The sequence below is a fragment of the Aquabacterium sp. OR-4 genome, from assembly GCF_025290835.2.
Taxonomy (GTDB): domain Bacteria; phylum Pseudomonadota; class Gammaproteobacteria; order Burkholderiales; family Burkholderiaceae_C; genus Pseudaquabacterium.
Genome location: NZ_JAOCQD020000002.1, coordinates 1,779,266 through 1,799,197 on the forward strand (window position 1 = coordinate 1,779,266; position 19,932 = coordinate 1,799,197).

Below are 19,932 nucleotides of genomic sequence, written 5' to 3' on the forward strand. Positions count from 1 at the left end.
GCCCACAGCCGCGTTACGCTGAACCTGCTGCCGGGTTAAACAACGTTTTCCGCTTCCCTTTCTGATTCGCAGACCGTGCCCATTCCTCTGGTCGGTGCGTAATCGGCAGACATCGACCATGCACTAAGGAATTTGGCATGTCTGTTTCGACTTTTTTCGTTTCCTCGGCCGCCGTGCGACATCTCAAGCATGGCGCCCAACACCGCACACGCGGTGTCCCCTCCGCCCATATGAGCGAGGCCCTCGCAGCGGCGCTTGGCTTCAGGACCCATGCCGCGCTTCGCGACGCACTCAGCGGCCGCGCCACGGTCGAGGTTCCCAAGCCCAGCAATGCACGCATGGTGAAACGGTTGCACGAACTCGGTCACCACGCGATCCCAGGTGGGGCTCGCCTCGTGCCCGAGTTCGAACACTCCTACACGCCCTTCCGCAACGACCCTCTGCGCAAGAAGCGCAGTGCGCGCTGGTGGGCCTGGCGCAACCTGATGGTGTCGGCCATCAACGCCGGTCTTGATCAGCGGCTATTCGGCCTCACGCCTACCGACAACTGGTGGCCCGGCGCCTCGCCGGAGAACCAACGCTGCCAGGCGCACATGTACCGCTTCCTGGTCGACGGCCGTCTGCCTGCACTTGTGAGCGTGGACGCCCATGCCGGCGACGAGCTGTCCATCTGCGTGCTGCTCAGCCCCAAGAGAACCGACATCAAGCCGGAGTGGCACCACGGTTTGGACTGGGCCGACGCGATGGCGCATGGCTGGGTGGAGCGCCGACTGGGCGTCTGGATTCAGGACGGCGGTGAGGCCTTCCACTGCAAGCGCGACCTCAAACCTCAGCTGGCCGAGCTGGCCATCGAGCCTTCTGGCTACGCCGATCAGGGCAGCTTCATTCTCTGATGTTCGCTCGTACGTCGGGGCAACACCTTTGCCCTGACGCAACGGTGTCGTGCGCCGCCAGGCTCTCGGCCTGCGTCCCGTGTCGTCACGTCACGGGCTTCCGGCGTCGATCCTTCATGTCCTCGAGCTCGTTGGCCTTCACCTGCCGATGGTTCACGGAATGCCTGTTCAGAGCTTCGCGTCGCCGGTCTTCGGCTTCTCGCCATTGATGTTGCCCGCGCCAGAAGCCATGTACTTCATGAACGAGCGCCCTGCATCGAGGTCCACCAGTTGGCCGAATCCGGACGCCAGGATCTTGACCCCGTTCCTGTGCTGGGGCTGGTAGCTGACGCCGAAAGCTTTGCGGCAGGCGGGGTCGAGCCTGATCTTGTCACCGCTGCCGCTGCGGACGAACGGGAAGTCCAAGCACTGCCCTTCAAACAGCTCGGCACCGTGGATGGCGGGATCACCTTGCTGCGGCGCGATGGTGCCACCGTTCACGATCATGAAGGCGCTCTTGATGGGCGCGGCGTCCGCGTACTTGGCCTGCACGTCGGCGACCATCTTCTCGTAGGCATACCGACCGCTCGCATCGTCGCGCCAGACCGCCCAGACCTTCCCTTCGTGGAGGAAGACCTTCACGAAATCGAAGTTCGACTTCGCTTCCGGATGCAGATCGAAGCGGATGCCTGCCCTCACCTTGGCACCGGTTGCCGGGCTGGTGAGCTCGTAGTCGGACTGTTTGAGGTTGATCGGCCGATCGTTGGCGTCCTTGCTACCCGGCGGGAAGCGCTTTCGGATGGCTGTAACGGCCTCGGCCTCGCTCATGCCCAGCTTCACGCCGAGAAGGTCGTACGAGGCAATTGCGCCCTTGGTGTCCTGCGGCTTGTAGATCGATGCCGCTTGAACGGGGCCGGCGCTCAGGGCGGCGAGAAGTGCGGTGGCGATGAGGCTGCGACAGGGGCGGAGGGCAGACAGAGTCATGTTGGTTTGATCGAAGGGAAGCACTGGGGGCATGCGGCCGAGCCCCGGTCTGCACACGCAGACCTCGCGGCCTTGGTCTGGGCTGATGCGGTCAGCGCCGCTCCGCAGAGGCCCGCGCTGGGCGGAAGACTCGGATGGCCCCGTTCAGCTCAGGATCGGAGTCCTTGCGCGCGGCTATCGCGGCAGCAAGGAGAACAGCATCCGGAATGCTGGATGCAGCCAGAGGCGTATTGCTCCGATCTGCGGCTCGCTCGCCGCTCTGGCGGCGCGGGTCGGTATCGGCTGCACGCACAGCGACAGCGTTCAGCAATACCACCGCGACTAGGCCAGCGGTTGCCGCAAACGGGCGAGTCTTCATGTTCTTGGCCTCCTCAGGCGAGACGTTGCGCCGGTTCAACCGGCTCGATGGCGACCGTCTGGACAGCTGCATTGCGGCCATGAGAGAGATCGGTTCAATCTCGCTTTGTACCATATATGAGGGTGCATATATGCGACCACATCCTCACCATTTCCGAGGATGCGCAAAGCCCAAGACGAACTGGTATTGCGAGCCGCCGCCGCTGAAATCAAAGCGCGCCGCGGCCGCATTGACATCAGCCAAGAGGAGTTGGCGCACCGCGCGGACGTCCACCGGTCCTTCATCGCGCGCGTGGAAGTGGCGCAGACGCAGCCCTCGCTGGCCGTCTTGGTCAGGATTGCTGACGCGTTGGAGGTGGACGCGGCTGAGCTCGTGCGCGCCATCGTTGAGCGCTGCAAACGCGAGGCATAAAGCAGGAAAGTCTCTGCTGCAGCAGGCGTTCCCAACCCCGATCACGAGGGCACATCTCGCGCCATGCCATCAAGCCGCTGCCTGCCAGCCTTTCATGCGGGGAGGTACCAAGACAGTGCGTCGGCGCCCGCGTCATGAAGCCGTCACGAACTGACCAGACCATGTAGGCATCACATGTAAGCGTTGCGATCAGGTGAGGCTATCGGGTGCAGGATCAGGCTGGGCAGAGCGATGAAGACGATGCCGAGGACGCCGGGATACCGGTGGCCCAGTACGTTCGCATGTCCACGGAGCATCAGAGGTACTCGACTGAAAATCAGGCCGCCACGATCAGCGAGTACGCAGCCCGCCACGGGATGCGGATCGTGCGGACGTACGAGGATTCCGGCAAGAGCGGGCTGAACCTCCGAGGTCGCAGTGGTCTGCAGGCGTTGCTTCACGACGTGAAGCAACCCAATCCGAAGTTCAGTTCCGTACTGGTTTACGACGTCAGCCGCTGGGGCCGCTTCCCTGACCCCGACGAAGCCGCTGTCTATGAGCACGCGTGCAAGAGCCGCGGCATCCGGGTCATTTACTGTGCCGAGCCCTTCAACAACGACGGCTCGTTGCCGTCCACTGTGTTCATCGGCATCAAGCGCAGCATGGCGGCCGAGTACAGCCGTGAGCTTTCAGTGAAAGTGTTTGCCGGCGCCAGCAACATCGTCCGGCACGGCTTTCGCCAAGGTGGCGTCGCCGGGTTCGGGCTGCGGCGTCAGTTGGTCGACGAGCAACAGAACGTCAAGGGGCTGCTGTCGCGCGGCGAGAAGAAGAGCATCCAGACCGACCGCGTGGTGCTGGTCCCCGGCCCGCCCGAAGAGGTGGCGGTCGTGCATCGCATCTATCGGCTCTTTCTCGAAGACTGCATGCCGGAGCGCGTGATCGCCTCCGTGCTCAACCGGGAAGGCATCCCGTCGGACGCGGGGCGCGCCTGGACGCGCGGCACGGTCCACCAGATCCTGACCAACGAGAAGTACATCGGCAACAACGTCTACAATCGCACGTCGTACAAGCTGAAGGTCCGGCACGTGCGCAACCCGCCGGACGAATGGGTGCGTCGCGACAGTGCGTTCGAAGCCATTGTTCCGATGCACATGTTCGTGCAAGCCCAGGCGATCATCGCCGCGCGCTCTCAGCATCTGGATGACGATCAGTTGCTGGACCTTCTCCGGCGGACACTGCAGAAGCACGGCGCCTTGTCCGGCATCGTCATCGATGAAGACGAGGACGCGCCGTCCAGCTCCACATATCGCAGCAGGTTCGGCTGCCTGCTGCGGGCCTACAGCCTCATCGGCTACACCCCGCGGCGCGACTATGCCTATCTGGAGATTAATCGGGCGCTACGGCGCCACCATCCCGAACTGATCGAGCAGATGGCGGCCAACCTCGTCAGCACAGGCGGCTGGACGGTGCGTGACCCCTTGACAGACCTGCTCACCGTCAACGGCGAGTTCACCGTGTCGCTGGTGATCGCGAGATCGAAACCGACACCCGCTGGATCGCAACGGTGGCGGATCCGCTTCGACGCCAGCCTGCTGCCGGACATCACCGTCGTGGCTCGCATGGACCCCGGAAACCAGCGGGTCTTCGACTACTACGTTTTCCCAGCCATCGACTTCATTCCAGACACGTTGCCGACGCTGGAAGACAACGGCTTCACACTGGATGCCTACCGCACGGATTCGCTCGACTTCTTCTACCAAGTGGCGGGACGTGTTTCTCTGCAGGACGCCGCATGACCCAATCGTCCCCCCACATTGAAATGATCCCGATTGCCGACATCGCGGTAGTCAACCCACGTGTCCGCAACCCGAGGATCCACAAGACCATCACCGAGAGCATTGATCAGGTCGGTCTGAAGAGGCCGATCACTGTGCGGCGCGTACCGCCGGGGCAAGGTGGTACGCCCTATGCGCTGATCTGCGGACAAGGGCGCCTGGAATCCTGCCGGATGCTGGGGCAGACCGAGATCGCCGCCTTGATCGTCGACGTCGACGAAGAGACCGGGCACGTGATGAGCATTGTGGAGAACGTTGCCCGGCGAACGCCCCGCGCCGTGGAGACGCTCGAGCATGTGCGTGTCCTCAAGCAGCGCGGTTACACCGATTCCGAAGTGGCGGCCAAGCTCGGCTGCACGCCCTCGTGGGTCAACAACGTGGTGAACCTGCTGGAGCGCGGCGAGAAGCGATTGTTGGCGGCCACCGAAGCAGGCCACATCCCGATCAACCTGGCTGTCAGCATCTCTCGTGCGAATGGCGCCGACGCACAGCAGCTGCTGATGGATGCCTACGAAAGCGGCGAGTTGACGGGTCGAAAGATCACCGTTGTGCGTAAGATCCTCGAGCAGCGGGAGCGCAGCGGCAAAAAGGGCACCAATTCGTTTGCCAGGGGCCCGACGCGGCGCCAGATGAGCCCCGAGGACCTGGCCAAGCTGTACCAGCGCGACGTCGAAATGCACCGGCGGATCCAAAAGAAGGCCGAGTACACGCAGAAGTCGCTGCTGCTGGCCCAGCAGATCTTCAAGGAACTGTTCGCGAGCAAGGAGTTCTGCGCCCTGCTACGTTCCGAGAAGCTGGTGAGCGTGCCGCAACCCTTGGCTGAATTGGTGCCGCGCGGGGGCCTGGTGCGATGAGCCAGAAGCCGCCAAAGTCGGTCCGGCTGGGGTTCGAGCGGAATTGCAAGGAGATCGCGCTCGACCTGCTCCAGCCGGGCATCCCCTTGCCGGCCGGCATCAAAGAGACCGTCAAATATCACCAGATTCGCACATCGGTGCAGGCCATCGGCCTTGTGGAGCCGATCGTGGTGGCGCACAGCCGCGAGACTGCCGGCACGTTCACGGTGCTTGACGGACGCATGCGCCTGGAGGCGCTGCGCGAATTGGCCGCGCAGCATGCGCTGTGCCTCATCTCGACGGACGACGAGGCCTACACCTACAACAAGCGCGTCAACCGACTCTCGGTGGTGCAGGAGCACCGCATGATCGTCCGTGCCGCCGAGCGGGGCGTGTCGGTCCAGCAACTGGCCGATGTGCTGGCCGTATCCCCCGGCGCCATACGGCAGCAGTTCAAGCTGCTCGATGGCATCTGCAGCGAGGCGGTGTCACTGCTGGCCGACAAGCCTGCCACCCATGGCATGTTCAAGGTGCTTAAACAGATGAAGCCGTTCCGGCAGATTGACGTGGCGCAGGCCATGATCAACCTCAACAACTACACCATCAAGTTGGCGCTGGCCATGCTGCAGGCCACACCGCCGGAACAACTGACGGAAGCGGCGACAGCAAAGGGTCAGCGCGCCGGCCCGACGGAGGCTCTTCAGCGACTGCAGCGTGAACTGGCTGCCGTGCAGGCCGACACCAAGCTTCTGGAGGAAGGCTACGGGCCGGCCAACCTGCAGTTGGAGATCATCAAGACCTACGTTGGCAAGACGCTGCTCGAAAACGCCGCCGTCGTCCGCTGGCTGGCCAAGACGCACGCCGAGTACCTGCAACAGCTCCAGCTGATAGCGGAGATCAAGCAACTGCCGACGCAGTAGCGCTGCAACCCGCCGGTTCAGATTCGGAGCACGTCCTCTGCCATGCCATCCAATCGCTGCTTGACGGCCTTCCAGCCCGGCAGGTGCCGATCCAGCAGCCGATAGAACCGCGGGCTGTGGTCGTGGCTGGCCAGGTGACACAGCTCGTGCAGCACCACGTAGTCGATGCATTCGCGCGGCGCCCGGACCAGTCCGGGGTGCAAGGTGATGCGCCCAGTGGGGGAGCAACTGCCCCATTGCACGCGCATGGCCTGCAATCGCATCGGCGGCGATGCCTTCACCCAGCGAAGCCCCATCGCAACCGAATCCATCCGCTCACGAAGCACCTCTCGGGCACGTTGCCGATACCAATGGTCCAGCGCCTGCTGCACCGTTGCCGAAGCCGCTTCGCGCGCGACCACTTCCAGGCAAGCACCGCGCAGCTTGCATGACGGCGTTGCCACTTCGTCTACGATGACCCGCAAGCGATACCGACGGCCCAGGTAGTGCACCGCCTCACCGCTGACGTATTCACGGGGGCGAACATGGGCCGTACGCGCACGAGCAGCCTCTACGTGATCGAGGATCCATCGCGACCGTTTCTTTACGGCGACGATGACTGCTTCGTGTCCGACGCCTTCGGGTGCGTCCACGAGCACCCGCCCATCGGGCTCAACGTGGATCGCCACCTTCGATGGCTTTCGATCCCGTTGTACCCGCAACGAAAACGAAATGACTTCGTCTCCGTAGCGGACGCTGAAGCGCCCTGCCCGGACCTCGGCACCGGCCATCACGCTTTTCCAAGCCCCAAACGCGTGATCTGCACGATCTGGTCCACGGCCTGCTTCGCGCCGTCCAGGCCCAGGGTCTTGAACAACAGCGGCAGCAGCCCCTTGCGAATGGCCGCTTCGATGCTCTGCGGGCTCAGCGAGTTTTCGGCCACCGCATCACGCACCACCTGGTCGATGGCCAAGGCCTGCGCCACCACGGCATCGCGTGCAGGGACGTCCATGGCGGCCACGGCGTCATCGCCCATCACCAGGCGCAGCACGCCGAAGTAGGCCCGGGCATGGGGCTGGTCGGCCAGCGCGTCGGGCGTGCCAGGCGCCTGGCGGGCACCAAGCCTGTCCTCGAAGTCCTTGAACAGGGCGTACTGCTTCAGCGGGTGCTCGAACATGGCCTCAGCCTCGGCGATGGCCTGCCGCAGCAGCTCGCCGAACACCTTCTGCGCGTACGGGTCTTCTGCCAGCTCTTGCTCGATGGTCTTGCGCAGCCGCGTACGAATCAAGTCGGTCTCGTTGCGGGTCTTCTCCTCGGACCACTGTGCCGGGTCTTCGGGCTGGCCGAGCTGATGCACCAGGTACACGCCCTCGGGCTCACGCACTTCCTTGCCGATGACCTGCTTGTCCACCAGGCGGCGGATCTGGTCTTCGTAGACGCTGTAGTCCACCACCTCCATCGCGTCGCGACGGGCAGTCTGGCGCAGCTCGGTGAAGAAGCGCAGGTCGGCCTTGTACTGCGCGATCAGGCCTTCCGAGAAACTCTTGTCCTCAAAGAAGCTTCGGCTGGCCAGCGCCGTCTGCAGGCACAGGCCGAAGGCCGTGACGGCGGCATAGAAGTCATCGCGCAGCTTCTGGCGCTCGTCGTACTCCTCGCCATCAGGGGCCGTCACGAACTTCGGCGTCAACACCTGGCGGTACTGCTCGCGGTCGCGCTTGTTGGCCACGCCCTTGAAGAAGGACCAAAGCTTGTCGTGCAGCGCCGGCAGGCGCTTGTATTCGGTGCTGACCTGCTGGTACAGGCCTTCCAGGTCGTTGAGGTCGAAGCCGCCCTGGGTGCGTTCTTCCAGGTCCTGGTAGGCGCGGATCGCCGTGTCCAACTCTTTCAAGATGCCGCGGTAGTCCACCAGCAGACCGAAGCGCTTGGCATCGTGCAGCCGGTTGACCCGCGCCACGGCCTGGATCAGGTTGTGGCCCTTCAGGGGCTTGTCGATGTAGAGCACCGCGTTGCGCGGCTCGTCAAAGCCCGTCAGCAGCTTGTCGACGACGATCAGCAGGTCGGGCTCACCATCGCTGCCGAAGTCGGCGATCAGCTGCTTCTCGTAGTCTTCCGGGTCACGCCCGCTGGCCAACACCGTCTGCTTCCACCACTTCTGCACCTCAGGCAGGGTGTCCTCGTCGACCTCGGCATTGCCCTCGCGGGTGTCCGGCGCCGAGATCACGACGGCGCTGCTGACCAGGCCGGTGTCGTCCAGCGCCTTCTTGTAGCGGATGGCATCCTGCTTGCTGTCGGTGGCGATCTGACCTTTCAGCCCCGTGCCCAGCTGCTTGAAGTTCTGGTCGAAGTGGCTGGCGATGTCCCAGGCGATCAGCTCGATGCGGCCGGCCGCGCCATAGATCGCCCCCTTCTTGGCGAACTTCTTCTTCAGGTCGGCGCGCTGCGCGTCGCTGAGGCTGGCCGTCAGCTTGTCGAACCAGCGGTTCACCGCCTCTTCGTTGATCGTCAGCTCGGGCACCCGCTCTTCGTACAGCAGCGGCGCCACGGTTTCGTCTTCCACCGCCCGCTGCATGGTGTAAGCATGCACGATGGGGCCGAACTTGCTGGCTGTCTTCTCGTTCTTCAGCAACGGCGTGCCGGTGAAGGCCACGTAGGCCGCACGGGGCAGCGCCTGCTTCATGCGCTCGTGCGTCTCGCCGCCATGGCTGCGGTGGCCCTCGTCCACCAGCACGATCAGGTTGGGGGAGTCGTTGCGGCACTCCGGCAGCTTGGACGCCGCGTTGAACTTGTGCACCAGCGTGAACGAGATGCGTTCGGTGCCGCTGCCGATGCGCCGGGCCAGGTCACGGCCCGACAGCGCCCGGCTCTTTTCACCATCCTTCACCGAGGCGATGGCCGAACCAAAGGCGCCGCCCGACATGAAATTGCGTGCCAGCTGGCTTTCCAGGTCCACCCGGTCGGTCACAACCACCACGCGGCACTCGGCCAGTGCCTCCACCAGCAACAGCGCCTTGGTGAGGAACACCATCGTGAAGCTTTTGCCGGATCCCGTGGTGTGCCAGATCACCCCGCCCTCGCGACCACCGTCGGGCCGCAGCTGGCCCAGCCGCTGCAGCAGCGCACGGATGCCGAAGAATTGCTGGTAGCGGGCGACGATCTTGCCCACCTTGCGGTCGAACAGCACATAGCCGCGCAGAAATTCGAGCAACCGGGCTGGCGCCAGCAGGCCGATCAGCAATACGTCCTGCTCGGACGTGGCCATGGTCTCGGCCCACAGGCCCTCGAAGTACGCCCGCAGCGCTGGTGGCTTGCCGTCAAACAGGCGGTCGCGCACGTCGGTGGCGAGCGGCGCGTTCTTCAACGCCAGCCAGTGCGGCTCGCTGAATTCTTCGTCGCGCCAGCGGGCCCAGAACTTGGCCGCCGTGCCGGTGGTGCCATAGCGGCCCTCGGTCTGGCTGATGGCCAGTAACAACTGGGCGTAGGCAAACAGCTGGGGAATCTCGTCCGGCCGCTGGTTGCGCAGGTGCTGGCTGACGCCCTCGGCCACCATCGATTTCGCAGCGTGCGAGCCCTCGGGCCGCTTGGCTTCGATCACCACCAGAGGCAGGCCATTGACGTAGCCCACGATGTCGGGTGCGCGGTGGTGCGTACCCTGGGTCGACAGCACCTGCAGCTCTTCCGTCACATCGAAGCGGTTCGCCGTCGGGTCGGGGTTGCTCCAGTCGATGATCGCAATCGTCGGCTGGTGCTTCTTGCCGTCGGGCATGAACTCGGTGACCGTGATGCCCAGGGCCAGCTTGGCGTACAGCCGTTCGTTGGCCGGCAACAAGCCCTCGGCCAAGTTCACCGCTGACAGCTCGCGCACGATCTGCTCGATGCCGCTGCTGGACAGCGGGTAGCTCTGGCCCTTGTAGTCGTAGCGCCGGGTCTGCAGCACCTCCACCAAGCGGTGCTTGAGGATCACCTCGCGCGTCCCTCCGCGCAGGGCCAGCGCCTGCGCGGTGGACAGGAAACTCCAGCCCAGGTTGCACAGCAGATGCAGCGCGGGGATGTGAGCGCTGTACTGTTCTCGGGGGTTCGGCGTGGTCATCGCGGTGCGCCCCGGCCAGGCAACAAAAAGCCGCCGAGGTTGCGCATGCGTGGGCAGAGGCGTGGCGGCTGTGTTGACCGAAGTTTAGAAGACGCGGGCATCCGGGGGGCGATTGGATGAATCACGCAGCAACTCCTTCACGCTCCAGATGCACCCGGCGCTTGCCGGTCAGCAGGTCGGCCATCAGGGCGGCCTTCTCCTGAACGAGCCGGTCGAACATCTCTTTGGTGCCGTGAGCTACCTGCATGGCTGCATCAACGATGGCGACGATTCGCTCTTGCTCCGCTATCGGCACCAGTGGAATTGGCAAGGCCTTCAGCTGGGTCGAGTTGATGCTTGCCAAGTTCGTGCTGCGCTTGGCACAGCTGAGAAAGTAGCTGCGCCCGTGGTCGCTGGCGGCCATGGCGGCGATGAAGCCTGGGAGCACGCGGCCAAGCTTGGGACGCACCGCAAAGACATGGTTCTGGTGCAGGCAGGGATCGATCTCGCCCGACCACACCGTCCCGCGGCCGAGCTTGTCGAAGTCGCCGCCCTCGGTCATCAGAACATCTCCGGCCTGCAGCGCGTACCGGCTGACATGTTCGCGAGCCACCTCGATGAGCTTGACCTCGCTCAGGTCGAGTCGGCCGTCCTGGACGTTGGCGACGCGGAGATATGGCACCTTGATCGCGTCCCGTTGCCCGGTCTTTCCTTTGGCCAGGCCTGTGCGCACGTCAGCAACATCCGCAAGGGGGACACGAGCGTGCCTCAGCGCAGTACCGATCAGCGTCTCGCGGACGAGCCTGGCCTGCTCCATCCGTTTGGCCCAGAGCGCTCCCGCCACAACAATTGCGTCGTCCCACGCGGTAAGGATTCTGGCGATGCGGCGCTGTTCGTCCAGCGGCGGTACCGTTACGGCAAGGTTTAGGAACTGCTCCTTAGATATGTTCTTCATGCTGCCGCTTGAGCCCGTCGCAAGCGCAGAAATCTCAGCCCGCGTCGGTGCGTTTGCAAGCCAATTTGCCAGCCATCGCATGTGAACCGGCCTTGTCGAAGTTGGCTGCAATTGCCATAGCTTGTCGGGAAGAAACAGGTCTCGGTGATCCTGTTCGATGTAGGCGCTCGCGCCCAGCAGTTCGGCGGTGTTGCAGCGACTGACGATGATCCGATCCGCGCGCGGATTCGACTTTGCGCGCGAAACTTCATCCGCTCGAATTAACTTGTTCTGCGTCGGATCGAACACGCCGCTGGTGACAGCACTGATCTTCAGCACTCCATATTCGCCCTGGCCAGCCGCCCTATCCAGGCCGTTCACGCTGACACCAGACTCGACATCGGCAACCAAGTCGCCAAGCCTACTGCGTGACCATCCTTCAGGAAGCATCGCCCGCCTCCTTCGTTGCCTTGACCTCATCGACCAACAGTGATCCCGCCGGCTCCTCCCCAGCCCCTTGCACCAGCCTGTCAAAGTCAGACTCGTACAGCCGATCCTGCACGACGCGGTACTTCTCGAATTCGCTCTCGGCGTGCGCTCGCGCAATTTCGGCGGTGACCTTGCCCGCGTCCTGCAGCACCTCCCGGTCTGTCGCGACGATGAAGCGGTTTAGGCGCGTCTCCCAGTCCTGCATGGTCATGGGGATGTTGCGCAAGGCCATGTCTTCGGCCACATCGAGGTAAGCCGATACCAGGCGCTGCAGCTGCGCCATTTCGCTCTCGGTCAGGTAGTTCTTGGCCACCACCACGTCGAACTTCTGGATCTTTCCCTCGGGCGCGTCCTTCCACGAGGTCAGGCCCATGCGGTCCTTGCGCGCATCAGCGCGGCTGTGGATCACCTCGGCGGCGGTCTGGCCGTGGATGGCCCAGTGCAGCTTGTTCTGCACGGTGGCAAAAAAGCGCTGGGTGGACTGTGCTTGGCGGTCGTAGTCGATGGCCGTGGCGTAGATGTCGGTGATCTTTTGGTAGAACTTGCGCTCTGACAGGCGGATCTCGCGGACGCGCTGCAGCTGCTCCTCGAAATACTGCTTCGTGAACACCGTGCCGTCGTTCTTCAGCCGCTCGTCATCCATCGCGAAGCCCTTGATGGTGAAGGACTCGACGATGGCGCTGGCCCACTTGCGAAACTGCACCGCGCGCTCGGAATTGACCTTGTAGCCCACCGCGATGATGGCGCCCAGGTTGTAGTGCTGGGTGTCGTAGGTCTTGCCGTCACTGGCAGTTTTCCGGAATTTCCGGATAACTGAATCTTCGGCCAGCTCTCGGTCCGAGAAGATCTTCTTGAGGTGCTCGCTGACCGTGCGGACGTTCACGTCATAGAGCTGGCCCATCATCTTTTGGGTCAGCCAGACGTTTTCATCGGCATAGAGGGCTTCCACACCCCCCTGGCCGGCGGCCGCAACAAAGGTCAGGTACTCGGCCGCCGATGAGCGCGTGATGCCAGGCGCCACCGTCAAGGCCCGGCTGCCAGGCTTGCTGCTCGCACCGCCGCCTTTGCCACCTTTGCCCCTTTCACTCATAGCCCAGCTCCTTCAGATAAGCGTCCATCTGGGTTTCCAGCCGCGCCAGCTCGGCCTTGAGCTCCAGGCGTTCGCGGCGGACGGCCATCAGGTCGATGGGAGCCTCTTCCTGGAAGGTGTCGACGTACCTGGGAATGTTCAGGTTGAAGTCGTTCTCGGCGATCTGGGCCTTTGTTGCCAGGTGGGCGTAGCGCGGCACCGACTGGCGGTCGGCCGCGGTGGCCTGGATGCGCTGCAGGTCGGCTTCGCGCAGCACGTTCTGGTTCTTGCCGGCCTCGAAGTCGCGGCTGGCGTCGATGAACAGCACGCGGTCATCGACCTTGTTTTTGCGCAGCAGCAGCACGGCGGCCGGGATGCCGGTGCCGTAGAACAGCTTCTCGGGCAGGCCGATGACCACGTCGAGCAGGTTTTCTTCAATCAGCTGCTGGCGAATGCGCCCCTCGGCCGCGCCGCGGAACAGCACGCCGTGCGGCACCACCACCGCCATGCGCCCGCTGCCGGGCTTCATCGTCTCGACCATGTGCAGGATGAAGGCGTAGTCGCCCTTGGTGCGCGGTGGCACGCCACGGCGGAAGCGGCTGAACTTGTCGGCATCGGCGCCTTCGAAGCCCCACTTTTCCAGGCTGAATGGCGGGTTGGCGACCACGATGTCGAAGTGCTTCAGGTTGTTGGCACCGTCCAGCAGCTTGGGGTTGCGGATGGTGTCGCCCCACTCGATGCGGTGGTTGTCCTCGCCGTGCAGGAACATGTTCATCTTGGCCAGCGCCCAGGTGCTGCCGATGGCCTCCTGCCCGTAGAGGGCGTATTTGCGGCTGCCGGCGCCTTCGCGGATCAGCCGGCCGCACTTCATCAGCAGCGAGCCCGAGCCGCAGGTGGGGTCGCAGATCTCATCGCCGGGCTGTGGCGCCATCAGCCGCGCCATCAGGGTGGACACCTCGGGCGGGGTGTAGAACTCGCCGGCCTTCTTGCCGCTGGTGGAGGCGAAGTTCTTGATGAGGAATTCGTAGGCGTTGCCGATCACGTCCAGCGAGCCGACGCGGCCCTCGCGCAAGTTCAATGCGGGCTTGGCGAAGTCTTCCAGCAGGTGGCGCAGGATGTCGTTCTTCTGCTGCTCGTCGCCCAGCTTGTTGCTGTTGAAGCTGATGTCCTGGAACACGTCGCGCAGCTTGGACAGGTTGGCGTCTTCGATGGCGTGCAAGGCCTTGTCGATGCGCTCGCCGTTGCCGGGCGTGTGGCGCAGCGCGTGCAGCGCGTAGAAGCTGGCGCTGGCGGGCAGCACAAAGCGCTCGTTCTTGAGCATTTCGGCGATCAGCTCAGGGTGGTCGCCGTACTGGGCCTTGTAGTTGTCGTAGTGGTCCTGCCATACGTCGGAGACGTATTTCAGGAACAGCATGGTCAGGACATAGTCCTTATAGATGCTGGGGTCCACCGTGCCGCGGAAGGTGTCGCAGGCGGCCCAGACGGCTGCGTTGATGTCGTCCTGGCTGACAGCAGCTTGGGCGAGTTGGGGTGTGGTGAGATCGTTCATGGGCGGGTGGCCTGTTGACTGCGCATGGAGGCCGCCGACAGGGCTTCGGCCAGCGCGTGGAGTTGTTGTTCGCGGTTCTGGATGAGGCGACGCAGGGTGGCCCTCTCAGCGCGGGCGGCGCGGTCCAGCGCAACGATGCGGTGCTGCTGCGACAGGGGCGGCACGGCCAGCGGCAACGCCTCCAGCACCGGGCGGCGGATGCTGAGCTGGCCGCTGCCCTCGGCGCTCTGCATCAGCAGGCGCTGAAACGGTGGCTGGTTGATCTGCCAAGCCAAAAAGGCCGGCTCCACCGCGACGCCAGGCTGCACGCGCAGGTGGAAGAAGGCCGGGCCGCAGACCGAGGGCATGGGCGGCGTATCCACCACCACCGCGTAGAAGCGCGCGCCTTTGGCGACAAAGAGCAGGTCGCCGGGCTGCAACCAGCTCGGCCCCTTGCGGCCAGGCAGGTGCGTGCGCAGCGCGCCCGCCCATGCAATGCCCGACTCGGGATCGACATCTTTCATCTGCAGCGCAATCACGCCGCCGTCCTGGGCACCCTCAATGGTGCCCCGGAACGGATAGCCCGACTGGACGGCAGCCACCTGACTCAACGAGAAGAAGTTTGCATCAATCACAGTGGAGCATCATACGCGCCACTATGCCAAGCACAAGCACTATTTGCTTCAATCCGATTGGAGCAGTATTTGATCGACACAGCGGTGTGTCATGAACCCCCCAGCGCCCGGCCGACTGCGAGCAAGCAGCTTCAGACTTTGCCTGGGCAAACGGAGCTTGCAGCCGGCATGCGCAGAAGGCGTGCTGTCACCCGGCCGGCGCCCACGAAACGCAGCGGCACATCGGTGGGGCGGAAGTCGAACGGCAGTGGGCCACGCAAGGTCGGCTCCAGGGGCAGGCCGATGCCAGGCGGCGGCAAGGTCGGCTTGCCTGTCACGGCCTGTGTTGCCAGGATTCGCCACGGCTCTCGCTGTCGGCCGTCACGCCAGCGCCGGTGGCCGGCGGGGGACCGGTCCAGCGTCGCCTGGACGATGTGCTCCAGCGCGGCGTGCTGGCCGCCCGTCAGCGCGCCGGTGATCATGGCCAGCATCGAATCCGCGCTCAGCCACGACCAGGCCCAGAAGTTGGCCAGCGCCTCTTCCAGCCAGTCGTCCGTGCCACGCACGGCCGTGCACACCGGGGTTTGGTAGGGCATGAACTTGGCGTGCCCGGCCTGCAGCTCCATCCAGGTGAGCGCGGCCTCCACCTGGGCATGAAACAGCGCGTGCTCATAGGCCAGGCCGACGCCAAGCTTTGCCGCCAGGGCATCACTGCCGCGGCCGAAGCCTTCGCGCTGCAGATCAAGTAGCAGACTGCTGATGAAGTCGTCCAGGTTCGCTGCGTCGAAGTAGATGCCCCAGGCGCTCTCGGCATGCGTGTGGTGCGGTTGGTACCAGGCGATGGCCTCGAACCCGACCTGGCCCTGCAGCGCCCGGATCCGATCAGCCGCGGCCTTCGGGTCTGGGAAGTCGAACACCGCTTCGCTGTCGAAGGCGCCGACCCAGGCGGGGTCGGCGGGATCGAAGGGCCTGGCGTCGCGCACGATGCCGTCGTGACGGCCCACAGGCTGCAACGGTGGATGCGCGCCGGTCTGGCGTGGCGAGGCGAAGGCCCGTGGCAACCGACGCTCGGCCGCCGTACGGACTTCGCCATAAGACGGATCGCCTCGATGGGGCTGCCAGGTGACCACGGCCAGACGCCGGCCTGCGCCCGCGTCCACGATCAACGCCTGGTACTGGCCGTCACGCGGTGGCGGATGCGCAGGATCCGGCGCCGCCAGGATGGCCTCGGTGATTGCCCGGTCAGCCGAGGCCACCGAGGACTTGTTCAGCCGGACGGCAAAGCCGGGCGGCATCAGTTCCAGCAACGGTGTGATGTCGAGCGCAGGCCGCTCATGCGCCGCTCCCGCGGCACCCGCGCCCGGACTCGCCGAACCATCGATCTCATCGACTGCCCACCGCGCGGCAGCCTGTGCCTCCGCGGCCCGCTCTCGGGTCACGCAGACGATGGCCGCATCGCGCACCGCCTTCGGCACCGCGCTGTTGCCCGGCACCAGCGATGCCACGACGGAGACCGTCCTGCGCGCAGCATCAACGGCCACCGATTGGCAGTGGATTCGCAGGCCCTCATCGGTACCCACGGGGAACGCACGGCGGGCGAGCAAGAGGCGGGTCAGCTGGCCGACCATTGGTCGTTGCGCAGCCAACATCGCCAGCGCAGCCTTTCCATTTCGCCCATGGCGAGCTGCGGCGACAGTGAGTTCACCATCGGCGATGAAAAAGGGCAGATCTGGATCAGAGACCGGAACAACTGCAACCAGCAGATTGGCGCTGGACTCCTGCACAACGGCGACCGCCAGCCAGATGCCCGCGCGAGGCGACTTCGAACCCGTAGACAACAACGCCGCTCCTCCTGACCTCTTGTTGCAAACCCCAGCCATTGTCCGTTCAGCTGGTCAACCAGGACTGCGGCGCAGTGTCACCACATCGCCACATCACCATGTCATCACGGTGGCACGGTGGCACGGTGGCACGGTGGCACGGTGGCACGGTGGCACGGTGGCACGGTGGCACGGTGGCACGGTGGCGAATGATCATGTCTTCAGCATGCCACCCCGGCACCCGATGTCATCCGATCAGCTGCCCCGCGAAGCCCCTGGCCTAACATCCACCAGGTGCCCCCACTTCCGGTGATGCGCATGCGCCGCACGCCCCGCCAGCGGGATGCCGTAGGCCCCAGCGCACAGCATGGCCACCTCGTGCAGCTGTTTTCGGGAGTTCTTCAGCACGTTCCAGTCGTCGTCGTTGAGCACGGGGATCACCGCGACAACGTGCACGTGGATGTGGCGCTTGTCGCCGTGCGCCACCATCACGGTCGGGCGGTTCGGTGTCCAGCCGAAGAAGTCCAAGGCGTCGCGAGCCAGGCGGTAGGCGTTCTGCGCACTCGAGGCCCACTGCGGCACATGGCGGTGCGGGTCTTGAGGCTCTCTCAGCATGCGGGCCGCCGCTGGCGCGAACGAGATGACGATGTGCACGTACCAGACCGGCGGAATCTGCGCGCCCGCCTTGGCCGCCCGGCAGTAGCGGTCCATCTGCAGCGTCAGCTGAGCGGCCGCATCGGCAACTTCATCGCCCCAGGGCATGGCCGTCAGCGCGAGCTTGTAGAGCTGCGGCGGTCCCAGCAACCGCACGTCCTTGCCAGACATGGAGTGCTGGGGCGAGAACAGGTAGCGGAACAGGCGCCGCAAGTCGGCGCGCCGGCGCGGCTGCTTGCGCCGGTGGTTGATGATCTTCAGGAGCACTGAAGATCCTGAAGCAGGTCCGAGAGCATCCTGCGCGCGTCGGCCACGGTGGCAGCAGCTTCCTGCATCGCCTTCGATGGGCGCTTCTTGCCGGCGTAAAGGGCATCGAGCCCCATCACCGCACCCATCAACGCCTGCGACAGGGTGACCAGCTCAGGGGACGGCGACACCGTGCCTGGCTGCTGCAAGGCCGATGGCGACGAGCTTGGCCGCCAGACGCCGTCAGCCAGGCAGCGTTGCAAGCCGAGGACGATCAGCTCGGACCGGCTGCGGTGGTTCTGCTCGGCCGCCGCGTCCAGGGCTTGCAATTCCGTCTCCGACATCCGGAAGTTAACCCGGGCTTTGGCAGCCTTTGAGCGCGGGGCACTGACGCGGCGCGGGCGAGCGGTCTTCTTGGTCGGGCTGGTCATTGTGCGCACACTTGTTGTTCATTCTTGCTTGCGCATTTTGGAGTCATTCCGGTAGAGACCCAACGCGCCCTGTCGAAGGAGCGGTGCATCGCATCCGAAGCTTCGTCATCGTTGCAAGCAACGATCACGACACGTCGTTCAGCATTCGGTCCCGAGGCCTTCCTCGCCGCGCATCGCCGCCACGGCCGCCTGGCGCGCGGCAACGATCCGGGCAAGGTCCTGCGCCCACTGCCAGACAGCGGGGCGCGTCCACGGACGCAGTCGGTCGTCGAGCACGTACTCGCGCGCCCAGGGCGCCTCTTCTTCCATAGCCCGCAGCGCGCGCGCCTGGTCACCGAGCGCGATGCAGACATCCAGCCGGGCCGCACCGTGGAGCTGGTCCGCTTCCCCAGAGTCCAGCAAGGCGACCAGAAGGCCGTGAGCGCCCACGCTGTGCAGCGCCACGACGGCAGCCTCCAGGCTCCGTTCCCTGTAGACGACAGCGATGCCGCAGGGACTGATGCCGTACTGCTGGCCATCGGGGGCCGGGCCCAGTTCGCCGCTCCTCCAGGCCTGGCACTCTTCGTCGTTGAGCGGCCGCCAGTCCTCGAGGTCCAGCAGTTCCTGCTCCAGCGTTCGGCCGTCCCATGCCCGGCGAAGTGGCGCTGTGCTCATGCGCGGAACCCCATTGGCGCGCGCTCCACACGGCCGTCTGGCACATCTTCGGCATGGAGGATCCAGCGCGACGCCTGAGCCGCGTTTCCGCACGCTCGCCGCAGCAGGCCACGCACGGCACGGGGCCCGTGCCGTGCCAGCTTGGCTGCGGCGTCCGAGCCCAGATGGAAGCGCGCGAACACGGGTTCGGCCTGTGCGAGCTGGCGCAGCACCGAATGCACCACCTGCACGGCGATCCCAGGCCCGGGCAGCTGGATGTCGAAAGGGTGCAACCTGCTCAGGATGGCCTCTGGCAACAGGCGGCGCTCATTGGACGTGGCCAGCCACATGATCGACGACGCATCCATTTCCAGCATCGGCACCGAGATGTCGCGGAAGGTCCTGGCCATGGCGGGCTCGAGCAGCGGGTACAGCGGCCCGACCGGCGAGAAGCGCTCGCCTGGCTGCAGCATCGCCTTGTCCAGTTCGTCGAGAAGGATCACAGGGTTGGCAAAACGGCCGTTCACCAGCAACTCGAAGACCTGTCCGGTCTGGCTGTTCGCCCAGGTGGCGGACGACCCGCCGAGCTGGGCGCCGGTTTCTGCCGAGCTCATCTGGATGCGCTGAAATCCGCCGGCCACGATCTTGGCAAGCTGCTCGGCGAAGGTCGATTTCCCTGTGCCAGGGGTGCCGTCGAGCAACATCGGGTCGAGCTTGATCACGCCATCGTGCAGTTCCGCGAGCGCTCCCATGGCGCGCACATGCCCCAGCACCTCACCGAAGTTCGGGAAGGCATGCTCCAGCGCGCCGATGTCGGCGCGCCAGGCATCTGGCAGGCGCCACAGCCGGCGAAACCGCCCGTTTGTTCGCCGCAGCGTGGCAAGGACGGCGGCGTTTCGTTTCCGAAGGTCTTCGTTGCCGATGTCCATCGCCACCGCAGCGGCCAACTCGTCCACGGCTTCCCAGGTGCACAGCATGTGCCGGGGAGATGCGGACGCGCCCGTATCGGCTGCAGCCTCGGTATCGGTCGGCATGCAGAGCATGTCCTCGATGGACTCGATGCGGACGACTTCGGAATCGGCGCTACATCTGCGCCGCAATCGGTCAGCTGGGCTCTCAGTTCCGTCTTGCGGTTCAGGGGAGGTGTTGTGGTGCGTCATGCGGCGATCCTGTTGAGGGCACGGACGTGCGCAGCCCTCATGGCGCGCACCGCGTGCAACAAGATCGCGACCCTGGGTCGCCACAGAACGGCTTGGCGTTCAGCTGAAAGTTGTGCT

Annotated in this window: 17 protein-coding genes; 5 read left to right on the plus strand and 12 right to left on the minus strand. The window is 64.8% G+C overall.

Annotation, left to right across the window (positions count from 1 at the left end; translation table 11 throughout):
- Positions 1-137: 137 nt before the first annotated feature.
- Entirely contained in the window at positions 138-893 is a 756-nt protein-coding gene (locus tag N4G63_RS20015) for a hypothetical protein (RefSeq protein WP_314600107.1), read from the plus strand.
- A 168-nt stretch (positions 894-1,061) separates the two neighbouring features.
- On the opposite strand, the gene N4G63_RS20020 is transcribed toward N4G63_RS20015, so the two are convergent.
- Positions 1,062-1,856 carry a hypothetical protein gene (locus N4G63_RS20020; RefSeq protein ID WP_260787114.1) on the minus strand — a complete coding sequence of 265 codons (795 nt, stop codon included), beginning with the start codon at positions 1,854-1,856 and terminating at the stop codon, positions 1,062-1,064.
- A gap of 517 nt (positions 1,857-2,373) precedes the next feature.
- Here N4G63_RS20020 and N4G63_RS20025 point away from each other — a divergent pair.
- The 4 genes from N4G63_RS20025 (at position 2,374) to N4G63_RS20040 (ending at position 6,192) form a co-directional block, all read left to right on the plus strand.
- Positions 2,374-2,625: a helix-turn-helix domain-containing protein gene (locus tag N4G63_RS20025; RefSeq protein WP_205702781.1), complete on the plus strand. Its 252-nt coding sequence runs from the start codon at positions 2,374-2,376 to the stop codon at positions 2,623-2,625.
- Between the two features lie 263 nt (positions 2,626-2,888).
- On the plus strand, positions 2,889-4,400 hold the full coding sequence (locus tag N4G63_RS20030; RefSeq protein WP_314600229.1) for a recombinase family protein: 1,512 nt from the start codon (positions 2,889-2,891) through the stop codon (positions 4,398-4,400).
- Complete coding sequence (locus N4G63_RS20035) at positions 4,397-5,293, plus strand: plasmid partitioning protein RepB C-terminal domain-containing protein (protein ID WP_260787113.1); 897 nt, start codon at positions 4,397-4,399, stop codon at positions 5,291-5,293. Before N4G63_RS20030 ends, N4G63_RS20035 begins: the two co-directional genes overlap by 4 nt.
- Positions 5,290-6,192 (plus strand): plasmid partitioning protein RepB C-terminal domain-containing protein, encoded by a 903-nt coding sequence (locus tag N4G63_RS20040; protein WP_260787112.1) that lies wholly within the window; start codon positions 5,290-5,292, stop codon positions 6,190-6,192. Before N4G63_RS20035 ends, N4G63_RS20040 begins: the two co-directional genes overlap by 4 nt.
- Before the next feature lie 17 nt (positions 6,193-6,209).
- On the opposite strand, the gene N4G63_RS20045 is transcribed toward N4G63_RS20040, so the two are convergent.
- The 11 genes from N4G63_RS20045 to N4G63_RS20095 form a co-directional block, all read right to left on the minus strand.
- Positions 6,210-6,962 (minus strand): M48 family metallopeptidase, encoded by a 753-nt coding sequence (locus tag N4G63_RS20045; RefSeq protein ID WP_314600108.1) that lies wholly within the window; start codon positions 6,960-6,962, stop codon positions 6,210-6,212.
- Positions 6,962-10,258, minus strand: coding sequence for a type I restriction endonuclease subunit R (locus N4G63_RS20050; RefSeq protein WP_314600109.1), 3,297 nt, complete (start codon positions 10,256-10,258; stop codon positions 6,962-6,964). Before N4G63_RS20050 ends, N4G63_RS20045 begins: the two co-directional genes overlap by 1 nt.
- 121 nt (positions 10,259-10,379) lie before the next feature.
- On the minus strand, positions 10,380-11,621 hold the full coding sequence (locus N4G63_RS20055) for a restriction endonuclease subunit S (RefSeq protein ID WP_260787108.1): 1,242 nt from the start codon (positions 11,619-11,621) through the stop codon (positions 10,380-10,382).
- Complete coding sequence (locus tag N4G63_RS20060) at positions 11,611-12,750, minus strand: virulence RhuM family protein (RefSeq protein ID WP_314600110.1); 1,140 nt, start codon at positions 12,748-12,750, stop codon at positions 11,611-11,613. Before N4G63_RS20060 ends, N4G63_RS20055 begins: the two co-directional genes overlap by 11 nt.
- Complete coding sequence (locus tag N4G63_RS20065) at positions 12,743-14,278, minus strand: type I restriction-modification system subunit M (RefSeq protein WP_314600111.1); 1,536 nt, start codon at positions 14,276-14,278, stop codon at positions 12,743-12,745. The genes N4G63_RS20060 and N4G63_RS20065 overlap by 8 nt, the downstream gene beginning before the upstream one ends.
- Complete coding sequence (locus tag N4G63_RS20070) at positions 14,275-14,892, minus strand: restriction endonuclease subunit S (protein WP_260787106.1); 618 nt, start codon at positions 14,890-14,892, stop codon at positions 14,275-14,277. Before N4G63_RS20070 ends, N4G63_RS20065 begins: the two co-directional genes overlap by 4 nt.
- Positions 14,893-15,023: 131 nt before the next feature.
- Positions 15,024-16,709 (minus strand): hypothetical protein, encoded by a 1,686-nt coding sequence (locus N4G63_RS20075; RefSeq protein WP_314600112.1) that lies wholly within the window; start codon positions 16,707-16,709, stop codon positions 15,024-15,026.
- 237 nt (positions 16,710-16,946) lie between these two features.
- On the minus strand, positions 16,947-17,612 hold the full coding sequence (locus tag N4G63_RS20080) for a relaxase/mobilization nuclease domain-containing protein (protein WP_314600113.1): 666 nt from the start codon (positions 17,610-17,612) through the stop codon (positions 16,947-16,949).
- Entirely contained in the window at positions 17,603-18,022 is a 420-nt protein-coding gene (locus tag N4G63_RS20085; protein ID WP_314600114.1) for a ribbon-helix-helix domain-containing protein, read from the minus strand. The genes N4G63_RS20080 and N4G63_RS20085 overlap by 10 nt, the downstream gene beginning before the upstream one ends.
- A 138-nt stretch (positions 18,023-18,160) precedes the next feature.
- The gene (locus N4G63_RS20090; RefSeq protein ID WP_314600115.1) at positions 18,161-18,676 is read right to left on the minus strand and encodes a hypothetical protein; all 516 of its coding nucleotides are present in this window, start codon (positions 18,674-18,676) and stop codon (positions 18,161-18,163) included.
- Positions 18,673-19,815 (minus strand): AAA family ATPase, encoded by a 1,143-nt coding sequence (locus N4G63_RS20095; protein ID WP_260787100.1) that lies wholly within the window; start codon positions 19,813-19,815, stop codon positions 18,673-18,675. Before N4G63_RS20095 ends, N4G63_RS20090 begins: the two co-directional genes overlap by 4 nt.
- Positions 19,816-19,932 lie beyond the last annotated feature (117 nt).